Here is a 13,083-nt window from a genome sequence, read left to right as displayed (position 1 = left end):
GGAACTCTGGTATGGTGAGCAATTTGTTATGACCTGTAACATTTCTCAATATTACTGGCGGCAGAGCCAGCACCGATTTGGCATAGATGATAGCAAGATTGCTAAGGCTGGAAACCGAGGCTTGCAAGGCATCACCATGATCGGTAAGGCAGATATTACTGTGCCAAAAGCTGGTTCAACACCAGAATGTTTCCATCAAGAAGTACAAAAAAAACTGAGTCAATATACAAGCCTATACGCATTTGAGGGAAAATATCTCTAGTCATACACAATCTATTGTGTAAAAGCTTGACAATTAAAACAAAAGTAGTTTGGGCAAGTCGAGCCTAATTGCTGGTTCGGACTGCCCACAAATTTTAGCTAAAAAATCTGTAGCTTTTTGGCAATTGTAATTTTAGGTTTGGGAATCTCTATGTTGACTAATTCGCACACCCCAACAGTAAAAGCAGTTTCATCCAAGTTCTTACCGCCAGAAGACGCTAAGGCTAGGGTGAGTCAGTTTATGAAGCAGCTGCAAGACGACATTACCCAAGCTTTGTCCGAGTTAGATGGAGTGGGTAAGTTTCATGAAGATGCTTGGGAACGTCCAGAGGGTGGTGGTGGGCGATCGCGTGTGCTACGTGAGGGTAAAATTTTTGAACAAGCAGGTGTAAATTTTTCTGAAGTTTGGGGTTCTCACCTGCCGCCCTCGATTTTAGCCCAACGTCCAGAAGCTGAAGGACATAAATTTTATGCCACAGGTACATCCTTGGTATTACATCCCCGCAATCCTTATGTCCCGACTGTTCACTTAAACTACCGTTATTTTGAAGCAGGCCCAGTTTGGTGGTTTGGAGGTGGTGCTGACTTGACACCTTACTATCCCTTTGCGGAAGATGCAGCCCATTTCCATAAAACCCTGAAGCATGGTTGTGACCAACACCACGCCGAATATTACCCCGTATTCAAGCTGTGGTGCGATGAATATTTTTACCTCAAACATCGCAATGAAACGCGCGGCGTAGGCGGCTTGTTTTTTGATTATCAAGATGGTCAAGGTACTTTATATCGCGGACCTAACCCTAAAGGCCCTGCCGCTAATTACAGCGACCAAGTAGGAGTATTACCACAACGGACTTGGGAAGATTTGTTTGCTTTTATCCAAAGTGGTGGTAAAGCTTTTCTACCAGCTTACGTGCCAATTGTCCAACGACGACATGAAACAGAATACGGCGAGCGCGAACGGAATTTCCAACTCTATCGTCGTGGTCGGTATGTAGAATTTAACTTGGTTTACGACCGTGGCACTATTTTTGGACTCCAAACCAATGGCCGCACAGAATCTATTCTCATGTCTTTACCACCTTTAGTCCGTTGGGAATATGGTTATCAGCCTGAACCTAATTCCCCAGAAGCTCAGTTGTATGAAACTTTCCTCAAACCCCAAGATTGGATAAATTGGACACCAAATTCATAAACTACACTGCATGACCATACCCTACAGGTAGGTCACATCTATCTGCTAGTCAGCAACAAAAAAGTTATGTGTTGAGTAGATCACCACTGGATACATAATTTTTTATATTCGTTGCTTGGCACTCAGCGTCTTCAACTCAGCATTTTCATTGCTACTCAGCACTTTTTTGGTGAGTTACACTACTAAAGGTAAGCACCTAGTAAACAGGTGACTATTTTAGCTGTAACTTGTTTACCTCAAGTGTCAGCACTGGATCGTCCTTTAAAGTGGTGAGTCAATTAATTTACCGTCTTTCTGAGGCACTTCAAGTGCCAGAAAGTAGAAATTACCAAACAAGTAAGTTTTTTGACTCACCAATCTCAGACCCAATCCAGCAGTAGCCAATTTGAAAACGAGTGCCACGGGGATTTTGAGTGATACAAATAGAACAAACAACCTATACAACCCAAGACGGTAATACCGTTATAGTTTTAACGCCAGCAGGTCGCCTAGACATCACCACAGCTTGGCAATTTCGTCTGAAATTGCAGGAATGCATTTCCAAACTTAGCCGTCATGTGGTGGTGAATCTTGGTCAAGTAAATTTTATTGATAGTTCTGGTTTAACTTCTTTGGTTGCTGGAATGCGTGATGCGGATAAAGTCAAAGGCAGCTTCCGCATTTGTAACGTCCATCCAGAAGCCAAACTCGTGTTTGAAGTCACAATGATGGATACAGTGTTTGAAATCTTTGAAACAGAGGAGGAAGCTTTAGAAGGTGTTCCTCGGAGTATAGCCAGTTAAACATGATTAGAAAAACAAGGCTAAAACATCAAGTTATGAAATGAACGAATCAGTATAGTCAGCTTGAGAGCGATTTTGATTGGTACTTTATTCATTGTATTTTGATTAAACAATCAGCACTCAGGAATTTCAACTGAGTACTGTTCTCGTTTAGTGTAACGGTAAGGGCCTAAAATCGCTCCCCAAGTTGCTTTTCCAGTTTCTGAGTCTATACCTTTGTCGTAGCTGTAAAACTCTGTGGCTGTGGCTGCAAACCCCAAGGAAACTTGGATGTTATTGCCAGCATAGTTAAAACAGCAACGAGTTTCGCTTGGTTGGTTAGCCGTAAATTTAAAATTTTCAGGAGCTAATTCCTGTTGGGTAACTCTAAGTATGCAGCCTGGTAATAAATCTAATTGTTCAACTGTAAGTGTTTTGAGTAAATCAGGATTACTACCTGCACCAATCAAGGCACTGGGATTTTTCAGCATATAGTACTGAATTTTTAATGGTGCATCAGCAGAATTTTCTCCTGCCGTTAAGCGCATAATTCGCTGTCGATAAGGGCGGTCTAAATTCACGATATTAGCTTGTTCAGCAAACAGTGTAATGCTGTCTTCGGAAAATAAGTCAACAGGTCTTTGCCACAAGCGCAGATGAACGTACCAAGCTGGTTCAGCTAGGGCTTGCTCTCGATTGTCAAATTCACCAGCTACATATTTACCTAAGGTGATTAAAAGCGGTGATAAGCTCATAAATTGTGTTGCAAATATTTTGTAGCTGGTTATTCAGGAAACAGCATTAATAAACCTCATTTTACCAAATTAAGTAATTACTCTGATAGTAATTATATGTAACTGCTGAAATTCCCCGACTTATTTGCTGAAAGTGTTCCCGCAGGGTAGCGACTGCCGCGTTAAGGCGCAAACAGAAGCTTGATATAGCAAAGTACTGATTGCTGCGTAGGAACTTAATATTTTCAATAATTTCAGCCACAAACATAGTCCTAAACTATGCTTCGACTGCTATATATAAGATTTCCTGCCTTTTTTCGGTTAATTAGCAATTGCTTGCAAAATATAGCTAGCTAATTCACAAAATCCTTCTGCTTCTGCCTGACTAGTGACGTAAGCGGGTTGATGTTGTAATTGATGGATATATTTGAGGACGTTGGCCACACCTACGGAAACAGGAAAATAACTTTGATCGAATAAACTCTCATCATTAGGGCTATCACCTACGGTGACAACTTGTTCTGAGGAGTACTCAGGTAAATATTCTCGTAATACTTTTAATAAGCCAACCGCTTTATCTTGAGATTGGGGTTTGATATGACACTGCACTGTGCTGTAAGTAAATCCCCAACCCATCTGTTGACACAGATGCGCTAATGTTTGTAGTTCATCTAAATTTAAATCCGCTACATCAAACGTCCAGTCGGTGAGGCGAAAAAGATTATCTGCGGATTCTTGAATTTGGGGAAATTGAAGTTTTAATTGGGCAAAAGCTAGGGCTAGTTGCTGGCGATGTAATTTGAAGTCAGGAATGGCGGTGAGAGCGATTGGTTGTTCACTTTCTGAAGGATAAAATAAGCCGCCATTTTCGGCGATCGCACCGACAACAGGCATTAAACTACTAATACCACTTACCCAACCCGCAGAACGTCCCGTAACAATCAATACATTTATACCTGATTTGGTTAAATCTTCTAAGGCTTGCAACAAAGAACTAGAAAACTTACCAGCCTTTGTCAATGTGCCATCCATATCAGTAGCCACAAGAGAAATGTTACTCCAAGTAGTAGGTGCTGCTTGAGAGAGTTGCTTAACTGAGACATTTGGTTTTCGGTACATATACGGTATATAAAAAGCTTTTAAAAATACTAATAGTACAGCAAAATGACATCCATGATTTGGGCATTCTAAACAATAAGAAGTCAAATTCCTATTTTTCGTTTGCCAACCATGTTAAATAATATGCTTCTTGCCCAATCTACATCGAAGACGAAGAAGACAACTCAAACTCAGAAAGCCGCAACCCACGAAACTCAGCAAGCCCCCCCTTTTTTGCTGATTACATCGGGAGGACTTGCTGTGGCTGTAATTGCTTTGATTGTGTTCTCTAAAATCCAGATGGACAAATTAGAGAAAAAAATCAAGTTTGAAAAATTCCGCGCCAAAGAATTGGAGAAAAAATTCAAACTCGCGCTGGAAACGATTCGGAAAATGGAAACTAATCCGGATTTGGTGAACTCCCGGGACTTTAACCTAGATTATCTGCGGATGCGGATGTCGGAAGAGGTGTTTCATTTTGCGATTCTCAATCAAGTGAAAATCCGGGTTAAAGATAAGATTTCGCAAGCGTTGCGCCCCAATCAAGCCCAACAAGGAACAGTCGGAATTGCCAACAGCACTGGACGACAGGTGGATGAAATTTTTGATGTTGAGTATGAAAGTGGTACACCACCAAATATTGCTAAAAGGGTGTTGTTCCGCATTCAAGTTAAGTTGATGAAGTTACCCACACAAGCGACTTCTGCCACTATTAGCCAAATTATTGATTGTATTGAAACTTATCTTAGCCCGATGGAAGATGAGGATACTTGGCAACCAACAATTCAAGGAAGAATTGCTAGTATGCACTGGGATCAAAAAGCCAAACCGACACCCTTACTTGTATTAGAGCAATCAAATGATGGGGTGAATGTGACTTTCCGCACCAGTCGTCAAGCAAATATATCTAACCCAAAAGGTTAAGTAGGACAGAAAAGCCCAAATTAATCACAACGATTGACCAAAGTTAAGATTTTTCGCTCCAGGCTCCTGAATCGTAGCTGATGACTGCGCTTTGAGAGTCACGGGCTAAAAGACCATCTTCCATTTCGACGATGCGGTCAGCTATGTCTAAAATCCGGTTGTCGTGTGTCACGAGCAAGATGGAGGTTCCTTGTTCTTTGGCAAGACGCTGCATGATTTCTACGACATCGCGTCCTGATTGTTTGTCTAAGGCTGCTGTTGGTTCGTCGGCTAATACTAATGGCGGATTATTGACGAGGGCGCGAGCGATCGCTATTCTTTGTTTTTGTCCACCAGAAAGATTATCTGGATAGTAATTAATTCGGTTTTTTAAGCCTACAGCAGTCAGCATAGTTTCCGCTTGGGCGATCGCTACACTTTGAGGAGTGCTATCGTTTAATTCCACTGCCATCTGCACATTTTGTCTGGCAGTTAAAAATCCTAATAAGTTATGAGCTTGAAATATATAACCAATGTTGCGTCTAATTTGTACCAATTGACTCTGACTAGAACCAAATAGTTCCACACCCAAAAATTTTAAACTACCTTCTTGAACGGATCTTAAACCACCTATCAAGCTCAGTAATGTGGTTTTACCTGAGCCAGAAGGGCCTGTCATAATTACAATTTCTCCAGGATTAATCTCCAGATTAATGTCAAATAAAATCTGTCTTTTGAGTGAGCCTTTGCCATAGTAATGATTGAGATTTTTTATGGCGATTACAGGTTCTTGCTTCATGATAATTTTGGTGTTGATAATTGATTAGTTCTATAAAGGAACTAGAGAGCCTGCAAGTTATAATTTTGAGTTATTTATTAGCATAGTTTATTTATGTTATACAAATTGATTAATTAAGACTATATTTAGAGTTTATTTTGTATTGTATAGACTAATTAAAAGATATCGGCAGGGTCAGCAGAACGTAATTTACGCACTGCGATCGCTCCAGAAATAAAACACATAATAATCGTTAAAATTAATACAGTAATTGCCCTGTCAAAACTCATAAAAATGGGTAAAAGTGTAGCTTCTTTAGCTTTTTGGTACATGAGCATAGTAAAAAACCAACCAGGAAGATAACCCAAACAAGCTAACAATAAAGCTTCTTGTAAAATCACCATTAATAAATAGTTTTGGGTATAGCCAATGGCTTTTAAAGTGGCATATTCTGATAAATGGTCGGAAACTTCTGTATACAGAATTTGATAAACAATCACAGTTCCGACAATAAAACCCATGATTGTCCCCAAGCTAAAAATAAAGCCAATAGCTGTGCTACTTGCCCAATAATGTCGTTCAAAATCAATAAATTCTTGTTTAGTTAAAACGTTAACATCTTGAGGTAAATAATTTCTTAAATCTTGAGCAACAGCGTTAACATTTGCGCCTGGTTTTAATTGAATCACCCCAATATCAACTAATCCGCGCTGACGGTTATTAAATATCCGCAAAAAGTTAACATCGCTAGTAATTAAGTTACCATCTGCGCCAAAAGATGTTCCTAAAGTAAACAATCCTACAACCTTGATTTTTCTTCTTCTGACTTCGGTTGTAACATTTTGTCCTTTATCAAAGTTAGTAGCAATTTGCCCATATTCTTGACGAGAAGAACGGTCAAATAAAACTGTGTCAGGCAGTTTTAATTTGTCTAAATTTTCTTGAACTCCAGGTAAGTTAAACAGATTAACTTCTGGATTAATCCCATAGATCAGAATAGTCCGAGTTCGTCCAGTTTGAGGATTTTTCCAAATTGTGTAATCTAAATATATAGGATGTACTGATTGTACTGCTGGTAAATCTAAAGCTTTATACAACCGCCGTTGCGAAAAGCTTTTCATCGATAAAATTGCATTAGATTGGCGGTTAATTAAAACGATGTCACCCTTTAAACTACTATGTAATTGGACGTTACTGTAATACAACGCATCTCGAAAGCCGAGTTGGGTAAACATGAGAATATCGGCAAAGCCAATTCCAGCTAAAGCTACGGCTAAACGCGTTTTATCTCGCGTCATTTGTAACCAAGCCAGAGGTATTTTTTGATTCATTTTTGCTGACGAATGAAGGGTAATATTGCTGCTTAATTAGAATTGGATTGGTTGTTAATATCGACAAGTACCTTGGCGTAGGTTAAGCCAGAAACTTTGTTACTATCTTCGGGTGAAAGAGCAATTTTAACTTCCACAACTCTGGCATCAACATCAGCCGCCGGATCTGTATTGAGGACATCTTTTTTGCCGATTTTTCTACCAATTTCTGCAACAGTTCCCTTTAATTCGCCTTCAAAAGCCCCATTATCGCTGCTGACAGTCACGCTTTGTCCAATTCGCACTTTACTAATACTGTCTTCAGGAACTTCAGCAATTACCATCATTTGATCGGTTTGCCCAATTTCAGCAATACCATCAGCACTGATAGCTTCTCCTGATTTGGTATGAACTTTTAAAATTTCACCAGATGTTGGTGCTTGGACGTAGCTTAATTTGAGTTCTGCATCGGCTTTTTTCACATTAGCAATAGCATTACTCACTTGTGCTTGCGCCACCTGCACGTCAGTAGGACTCACTTCTAACAAGCGTTTGAGTCTGGCGCGTTCTTCGTCGAGTTGCCTTTGCAAGGTGGCGATAGTTTTATCGCGTGTGACTTTGGCTTCAATGAGTTGCTGTTGTAAGGTTGTCAAAGTCTTGACTTGATTAGCTCTGGCTTCTGCGACTTGCTGGCGCAAAGTGGCAATGGCTTGTCTGAGAGTAGCTTGGCTTTCGACTACTTGCTGGTTGGCGGTAATGGCACTCAGCCTGCGTCTATCCCGTTCTTGTTGAGAGATTGCACCTTGGCGGTACAAGTAATCGTAACGTCCTGCATCAACTTGAGCATTGCGCTGTTCGGCTTGAATGCGCGTTAAAGTCGCTCTTAAAGTATCGCTTTGTCCGCGCAGTTCAGCTTCTAAACGCTCGACTGTCGCTTGTTGCGCGAGTTTTTCGGCACTTAGCTGTGACGCAATTCTCGTCACTGTGGCCTGTTGTGCTTCACTTTCGCCACGTAACTGTGCTTCTAGCCGAGCAATTACCGCTTGTTGGGCTTGAATGTCTCTGGGTGAACCAACTCTGACTTGTGCCAAGTTAGCACGAGCTTCTTGGAGTTTAGCTTTTGCTTCTTCTACAGATGCAAGTTGAGTTTCGTTGTTATCTAAAATGGCAATCACTTGCCCTTTTCTGACTTGTTCACCTTCTTTGACAAACAGCTGTTTGACTCGTGAGGCAGATTGTAATCCCGCAGCTGGCGCAGAAAGTTTAATGACTTCGCCTCGTGGTTCTAAACGCCCAACAGCACTAACGCTGTTACCCACTGGTTTAACAGGTATAGATGAGTTTAACTTTCTCAACTGTTCGACTTTAGCTGTAGTTAATAACCCAGCAGCTATGACTATTGGTAAGGCTACAGCAATGCCCCACCAAATCTTAGGTTGTTCCGGATCAAGTATTTGTGGTCTTGATCGTGGCTTTTCAGTCACCCTTGACATGGTTGTTGACCGTTTATCTAAAATTTGCTGATGGTATAGAAGAAAGCCGAAATCAGCAGGCAAGAGATAAAAGTGTGATTATTTGGAGCATTCACGCTTTTAATATTTCTTCACCTATCTGACTACAGCAATAAAAAAGAAATTGTCTTCAGTACAAAGGCGATCGCTTGTATTGACTGAATCGTTTGTAAAATTTACTGACCAATGAATATTTAGCACCAAAGTTTGATGAGTATGGCACTAATGGTAGTGATTTAATTATTAATTCGTAATTAAATACAGCTTAGAAGCTCTAGTTTGAAAAAATGTAATTACGAATTTTAATTTGATTTCCCTGATATTATTTTTGATGACAACCTGATATAAATTTAGCAAGTTCAATTTTGCTCACATAAACTAGAAAGCCAAAGCTTGCCAGACTTGCAACAATTTAATTTCATAGTGATTGGAGAAAGGAATGCCACCGATGAATTTAGTTAAAATCAGCAATTCACCATCCAAAATCCAAAATGGTATTAGTTGTCATTTAGAGAATACTTCACTAAACAATTTTGTCCAATAGAGCATTCCTAACATCACTGTTTCCTTAAATGTATACTCTAATGATGATTAGGTTTGTTTTTTAACTCCTAATTTATGGAAATATTTTCTCCAGAGACGCGACTACTATGATCTAACTCCATAAAACTCTCGTTAACTGAATTCTACATTTCTCAGTCACGGGAAAACGTAACAGAACCTACAGATGGAGGCGGGGGTGCAGGGGTACAGAGGAAATAGGAAGACTTAGTTTGGCAAGTCAAATAAGACTGTTGTCATATAATTGTCTGCCCATTCTTGACCAAAGGCTTTTTCCAGGACACGGCGGGTTTTGTCGTTTTGCTGCTGTTTGGTGCAGTAGTTGTGTTGTCCAGCGAGAATTTCTTGACTGAGTTCACTTGAAACAGGGCTAGAGGCGATCGCTTGGGTACAATGCACTTCTAAAAAGTCTTGTACGCGCGAAAGAAACAGAGTTTCTTCTTCTGGGGAACTGGGACGCACAAAAACGCAAAATTTTGAGAATATATGCCCCCATTCTGGTAGTTCTCGCGGTTGACTAAACTCAAGGGTTTTGAGGGCTGAAAGTTGATTTGTATAACCTGTTGGTAAGGTTTTGTCTAAGTGAACCGGAGATAAATCAGCAATAGCCGCACTAATTTGTCCTCTACCACCAACTAAATCACAGCCAAACATCGGTAAGTCATATTCTGGACGCGGAAACATCACGCAGTGCAGAATATCCAGCATATTTCCTACCCTTGCCAGTTCCAAGTGCATTTTGCGAAACTGGGGTGTTTGATAGCAGCGATTTTCAATGATCAATTTCTCGCCCTCTAGTCTACCTTCTACATAACCCAACTCCGCAGGTAAATGATAAGGCGAAAGTTCTAGATGTTTGTGCCAAACTGCCTCAATACAATCGGCTAGCTGGCGAATGAGAGGATGTTGTTGTTCGCGTAGTGAGGGAGTAGAAGTTGATGTCATATTCTCGTTGCTAATCCTATCTAATGGCCAGTCTACCGCTTGCTATGTCACTTCTGATTAACCACGCAACATTAAGCAAACTGTTACCAAGACCTGTTGGGGCCTACGGTGTACACACAAGTCGAAAATAGGCAGTATGAAACGCATCCCGCCTAGAACTGAAGTTCCAGGCTCATAGCCAAAGTCCACGCTTTGTGGACTGAAATACATTTTTAGTTGAGTCATCTTCAGATGACTTGCGCTATGAGACTCGGAATTGATTCCGAGGCGGGACAGATGCACTACACGAATATTTGTGTGTAAACCGTAGCTGTTAGGGTGGGGTGTAGGCATTCGTCAAGGTATAAATCCTTATACAAAAATAGACTGTTCCTTATTACCCGTTCTCTGTTCCCTTTTAAGTAAAGTTATAAGACATTGACTTTTCAAAGTAATTCTAATTTTTGTAGTCTTAGTTACAGAATTAATTTTGCTTTCACCCATAAGAGGCTTTAGCTATGAAAGTCAATACTCAAAGACCAGATTGTGCTGTACCAGCAGTCAGGCAAAATCTAGATTGGTTAAGCAAAGCCTATAGTAATTGCGTGCAGCAGTGCCAACCATCTATATGGGTGCGTCTTTTAGAACTGCCTAATCCCTACAGCAGTGATGAAGCACTGCTACTGTGCCAAGTTTCTGTGGATGAGTGGTTAGCTTGGGTTCCAGATCATGGGGAAGTGAAATTACGTGTTGATGAACAGGGTGTAGGGTGTAGGGTGTAGGGGAAAGTTATGGTAGTGGTGGGATTGATGAGGATAGTGCCTATAACCATGAATCTTTTGCCAGTTCCCTACTAGGAATTTGATCGCCAATAATCGGTAACTTCGTAGCCTAGTTCTGCCAACATCTGCCTCAGCAGGGGTAAGCTCAGACCGATGACGTTGCTGTGACAGCCTTCAATTTTCTCCACAAATAAACTACCAAAACCTTCTAAAGCAAAAGCTCCAGCACATTTTAGCGGTTCGCCTGTAGCTACATAAGCTTGAATAGCGCGATCGCTCATTTTGGCAAAGTAGACTTTTGTTACCTGACATTTGACTAGGGTCTGGTTTTGTGTATTGTCAATTAATACATGACCAGTGTACAAGTCGCCAATATTACCTTGCATTAATCGCCAACGTGCGATCGCTTCTACTGCATCTGCTGGTTTACCATAAATCTCACCGTCAATAGCCAAAACTGAATCACACCCCATAATTAAGGCTGATTCAAACTGCGGGGCGATGGTTTCCGCTTTGCGTTGAGCTAGAACTTGTACTAATTCGCCAGGCTCATTGATTTGGATTTGCGACTCATCAAAATCACTCGGTCTAACTATCGGTTCAATACCAACAGTTTGTAGCAAGCGACGACGCGCAGGAGAAGCAGAAGCTAGGACAAATTGCGGAATACTCATAATATTTTACTGATTATAGCTGTGCATAAAATATCCGGCTATCAAAGAAATTTTTACTTTAACAGCCGGATATTCATTGAGTAAATTATTTACTAGACTAGACGACTACCTTCTCTAAAATCAACTTAGAACGCTTCACTTGTTCAGGAATAGCGACTGGGTAATCTCCTGTAAAGCAAGCAGAACAAAAACTATTGGTGTCTTCGCCTGTGGCTTTGAGCATTCCTTCCCAACTGAGGTAGGCGAGGGACTCTACTTCCAATTGTTGGGCAATTTCCTCAACAGATTTGGTAGCCGCAATTAATTGATCTTGGGTATCGGTATCAATCCCATAAAAGCAAGGATGAGTCACAGGCGGTGAAGAAATTCGCATATGAACTTCAGCCGCACCCGCATCACGCAAGGCTTTGACTAATTTGCGGCTGGTTGTACCCCGCACAATTGAATCATCCACAATCACAACTCTTTTACCCGCCAAGACATCTTTGAGCGGGTTGAGTTTCATCCGAATACCAGACTCGCGCATAGTTTGAGTTGGTTGAATAAAGGTGCGCCCAACATAACGATTTTTAATCAAGCCTTCGCCATAACTAACCCCAGAAGCTTGGGAAAATCCAATCGCTGCGGGGATACCAGAATCAGGTACGCCAAACACAATATCAGCTTCGACATTCGATTCAGCCGCGAGTTGTCTGCCTAAGCGCATCCGATAGCTGTATAAACTTTCGTTGTGCATCAGGCTATCAGGACGGGCAAAGTAAATCATTTCAAAGATGCACAATTTCCGTTGCGGCTTTTGACTCCAATGGAAGGAAGCTAGTCCTTCTTCGGTTATCCAAACTAATTCGCCCGGTTCCACATCGCGCAGGTAGTCAGCCCCAATAATGTCTAAACCGCAAGTTTCGGAAGACAAGACATAACGAACGGGATTTGTCCCCACAGTGCCAATTACCAAAGGACGAATACCGTTAGGATCACGGGTTCCCATTACCCCAACTGGTGTACCAATAACTAAACTAAAGGCTCCTTGGCAACGGTGAAAGGCTTGAATTGACCCGTCTAACCAATCTGCACCACCGTTGACTGCTTCAGCGATCGCAAAGGCAATCATTTCTGAGTCAGTTGTCGTGACTAAGTTAAAATTACTCTTAACCAATTCATCACGCAATTGTGTTGTATTGACAAGATTACCGTTATGTGCTAGAGCTATATTGCCTAAGCGAGTCTCAACCACAGCCGGCTGGGCATTCACTTTGCGGCTAGAACCAGTGGTGGAATAGCGGGTGTGACCAACAGCCAGATTTCCCGGTAATTCTTCTAAAATAGATTCGTTGAATACTTGAGACACCAAGCCCATATCTTTGTGCAGATGGACTTTTGTCCCCTCAAAGGTGGCAATGCCAGCAGATTCTTGACCCCTGTGCTGGAGGGCATACAATCCAAAGTAAGTTAATTTGGCAACGTCTTCTCCTGGTGCGTAAATTCCAAAGACACCGCAAGCTTCTTCGGGCTTGTCAGGACGGTCATTATTTGAGTTGAAATGAGGTTCGGGGTATTCATCCGAAGTCACAGAATCAATGGGAATCATGCT

General features: G+C 41.3%; 13 protein-coding genes. 5 read left to right on the top strand and 8 right to left on the bottom strand.

Annotated elements, in window-relative coordinates; genetic code table 11:
- The first annotated feature begins 28 nt into the window (after positions 1 to 28).
- The 3 genes from H6G69_RS12135 (at position 29) to H6G69_RS12125 (ending at position 2,238) form a co-directional block, all read left to right on the top strand.
- Entirely contained in the window at positions 29 to 262 is a 234-nt protein-coding gene (locus H6G69_RS12135; RefSeq protein WP_190686558.1) for a hypothetical protein, read from the top strand.
- 150 nt (positions 263 to 412) lie between these two features.
- Positions 413 to 1,456, top strand: a complete 1,044-nt coding sequence (gene hemF, locus H6G69_RS12130) for an oxygen-dependent coproporphyrinogen oxidase (protein WP_190686556.1) — start codon at positions 413 to 415, stop codon at positions 1,454 to 1,456.
- 413 nt (positions 1,457 to 1,869) lie between these two features.
- On the top strand, positions 1,870 to 2,238 hold the full coding sequence (locus H6G69_RS12125; protein ID WP_015136575.1) for an STAS domain-containing protein: 369 nt from the start codon (positions 1,870 to 1,872) through the stop codon (positions 2,236 to 2,238).
- A 113-nt stretch (positions 2,239 to 2,351) separates the two neighbouring features.
- Here H6G69_RS12125 and H6G69_RS12120 read toward each other — a convergent pair whose 3' ends face one another.
- Both H6G69_RS12120 and H6G69_RS12115 read right to left on the bottom strand, forming a co-directional pair.
- Complete coding sequence (locus tag H6G69_RS12120; protein WP_190686553.1) at positions 2,352 to 2,972, bottom strand: chromophore lyase CpcT/CpeT; 621 nt, start codon at positions 2,970 to 2,972, stop codon at positions 2,352 to 2,354.
- A 300-nt stretch (positions 2,973 to 3,272) separates the two neighbouring features.
- Positions 3,273 to 4,070, bottom strand: coding sequence for an HAD family hydrolase (locus tag H6G69_RS12115; protein WP_190686550.1), 798 nt, complete (start codon positions 4,068 to 4,070; stop codon positions 3,273 to 3,275).
- A 123-nt stretch (positions 4,071 to 4,193) separates the two neighbouring features.
- On the opposite strand from H6G69_RS12115, the gene H6G69_RS12110 reads away from it, so the two are divergent.
- Complete coding sequence (locus H6G69_RS12110; RefSeq protein ID WP_397326918.1) at positions 4,194 to 4,973, top strand: hypothetical protein; 780 nt, start codon at positions 4,194 to 4,196, stop codon at positions 4,971 to 4,973.
- A 43-nt stretch (positions 4,974 to 5,016) separates the two neighbouring features.
- On the opposite strand, the gene H6G69_RS12105 is transcribed toward H6G69_RS12110, so the two are convergent.
- The 4 genes from H6G69_RS12105 to H6G69_RS12090 all read right to left on the bottom strand — a co-directional run bounded on the left by H6G69_RS12105 (position 5,017) and on the right by H6G69_RS12090 (position 10,057).
- Complete coding sequence (locus tag H6G69_RS12105; RefSeq protein ID WP_190686544.1) at positions 5,017 to 5,751, bottom strand: DevA family ABC transporter ATP-binding protein; 735 nt, start codon at positions 5,749 to 5,751, stop codon at positions 5,017 to 5,019.
- Between the two features lie 155 nt (positions 5,752 to 5,906).
- Positions 5,907 to 7,061, bottom strand: coding sequence for an ABC transporter permease DevC (devC, locus tag H6G69_RS12100; RefSeq protein WP_190686542.1), 1,155 nt, complete (start codon positions 7,059 to 7,061; stop codon positions 5,907 to 5,909).
- 32 nt (positions 7,062 to 7,093) lie between these two features.
- A complete protein-coding gene (locus H6G69_RS12095; protein ID WP_190686540.1) occupies positions 7,094 to 8,533 on the bottom strand; it encodes an HlyD family efflux transporter periplasmic adaptor subunit in 1,440 nt (479 codons plus the stop codon).
- Between the two features lie 786 nt (positions 8,534 to 9,319).
- The gene (locus H6G69_RS12090; RefSeq protein ID WP_190686537.1) at positions 9,320 to 10,057 is read right to left on the bottom strand and encodes a phycocyanobilin:ferredoxin oxidoreductase; all 738 of its coding nucleotides are present in this window, start codon (positions 10,055 to 10,057) and stop codon (positions 9,320 to 9,322) included.
- Positions 10,058 to 10,554: 497 nt separating this feature from the next.
- Between H6G69_RS12090 and H6G69_RS12085 the strand changes: the two genes are divergently transcribed.
- Complete coding sequence (locus H6G69_RS12085; protein ID WP_190686535.1) at positions 10,555 to 10,818, top strand: hypothetical protein; 264 nt, start codon at positions 10,555 to 10,557, stop codon at positions 10,816 to 10,818.
- Between the two features lie 71 nt (positions 10,819 to 10,889).
- On the opposite strand, the gene H6G69_RS12080 is transcribed toward H6G69_RS12085, so the two are convergent.
- Both H6G69_RS12080 and purF read right to left on the bottom strand, forming a co-directional pair.
- Positions 10,890 to 11,492, bottom strand: a complete 603-nt coding sequence (locus H6G69_RS12080) for a nucleoside triphosphate pyrophosphatase (RefSeq protein WP_190686532.1) — start codon at positions 11,490 to 11,492, stop codon at positions 10,890 to 10,892.
- 97 nt (positions 11,493 to 11,589) lie between these two features.
- Entirely contained in the window at positions 11,590 to 13,080 is a 1,491-nt protein-coding gene (gene purF / locus H6G69_RS12075; protein WP_190686529.1) for an amidophosphoribosyltransferase, read from the bottom strand.
- Positions 13,081 to 13,083: the final 3 nt, after the last annotated feature.

Origin of the sequence: Nostoc sp. FACHB-110, from assembly GCF_014697425.1 — a bacterium.
Lineage (GTDB): Bacteria > Cyanobacteriota > Cyanobacteriia > Cyanobacteriales > Nostocaceae > Nostoc_B.
This window is presented reverse-complemented; position numbering and strand designations above follow the sequence as displayed.

Excerpts from the sequence above, each read along its gene's own strand:
- H6G69_RS12135 (WP_190686558.1), top strand. The coding sequence starts at position 29 with ATGACCTGTAACATTTCTCAATATTACTGGCGGCAGAGCCAGCACCGA.
- hemF (WP_190686556.1), top strand. The coding sequence starts at position 413 with ATGTTGACTAATTCGCACACCCCAACAGTAAAAGCAGTTTCATCCAAG.
- H6G69_RS12120 (WP_190686553.1), bottom strand. The coding sequence starts at position 2,972 with ATGAGCTTATCACCGCTTTTAATCACCTTAGGTAAATATGTAGCTGGT.
- H6G69_RS12115 (WP_190686550.1), bottom strand. The coding sequence starts at position 4,070 with ATGTACCGAAAACCAAATGTCTCAGTTAAGCAACTCTCTCAAGCAGCA.
- H6G69_RS12110 (WP_397326918.1), top strand. The coding sequence starts at position 4,194 with ATGCTTCTTGCCCAATCTACATCGAAGACGAAGAAGACAACTCAAACT.
- H6G69_RS12105 (WP_190686544.1), bottom strand. The coding sequence starts at position 5,751 with ATGAAGCAAGAACCTGTAATCGCCATAAAAAATCTCAATCATTACTAT.
- devC (WP_190686542.1), bottom strand. The coding sequence starts at position 7,061 with ATGAATCAAAAAATACCTCTGGCTTGGTTACAAATGACGCGAGATAAA.
- H6G69_RS12095 (WP_190686540.1), bottom strand. The coding sequence starts at position 8,533 with ATGTCAAGGGTGACTGAAAAGCCACGATCAAGACCACAAATACTTGAT.
- H6G69_RS12090 (WP_190686537.1), bottom strand. The coding sequence starts at position 10,057 with ATGACATCAACTTCTACTCCCTCACTACGCGAACAACAACATCCTCTC.
- H6G69_RS12085 (WP_190686535.1), top strand. The coding sequence starts at position 10,555 with ATGAAAGTCAATACTCAAAGACCAGATTGTGCTGTACCAGCAGTCAGG.
- H6G69_RS12080 (WP_190686532.1), bottom strand. The coding sequence starts at position 11,492 with ATGAGTATTCCGCAATTTGTCCTAGCTTCTGCTTCTCCTGCGCGTCGT.
- purF (WP_190686529.1), bottom strand. The coding sequence starts at position 13,080 with ATGATTCCCATTGATTCTGTGACTTCGGATGAATACCCCGAACCTCAT.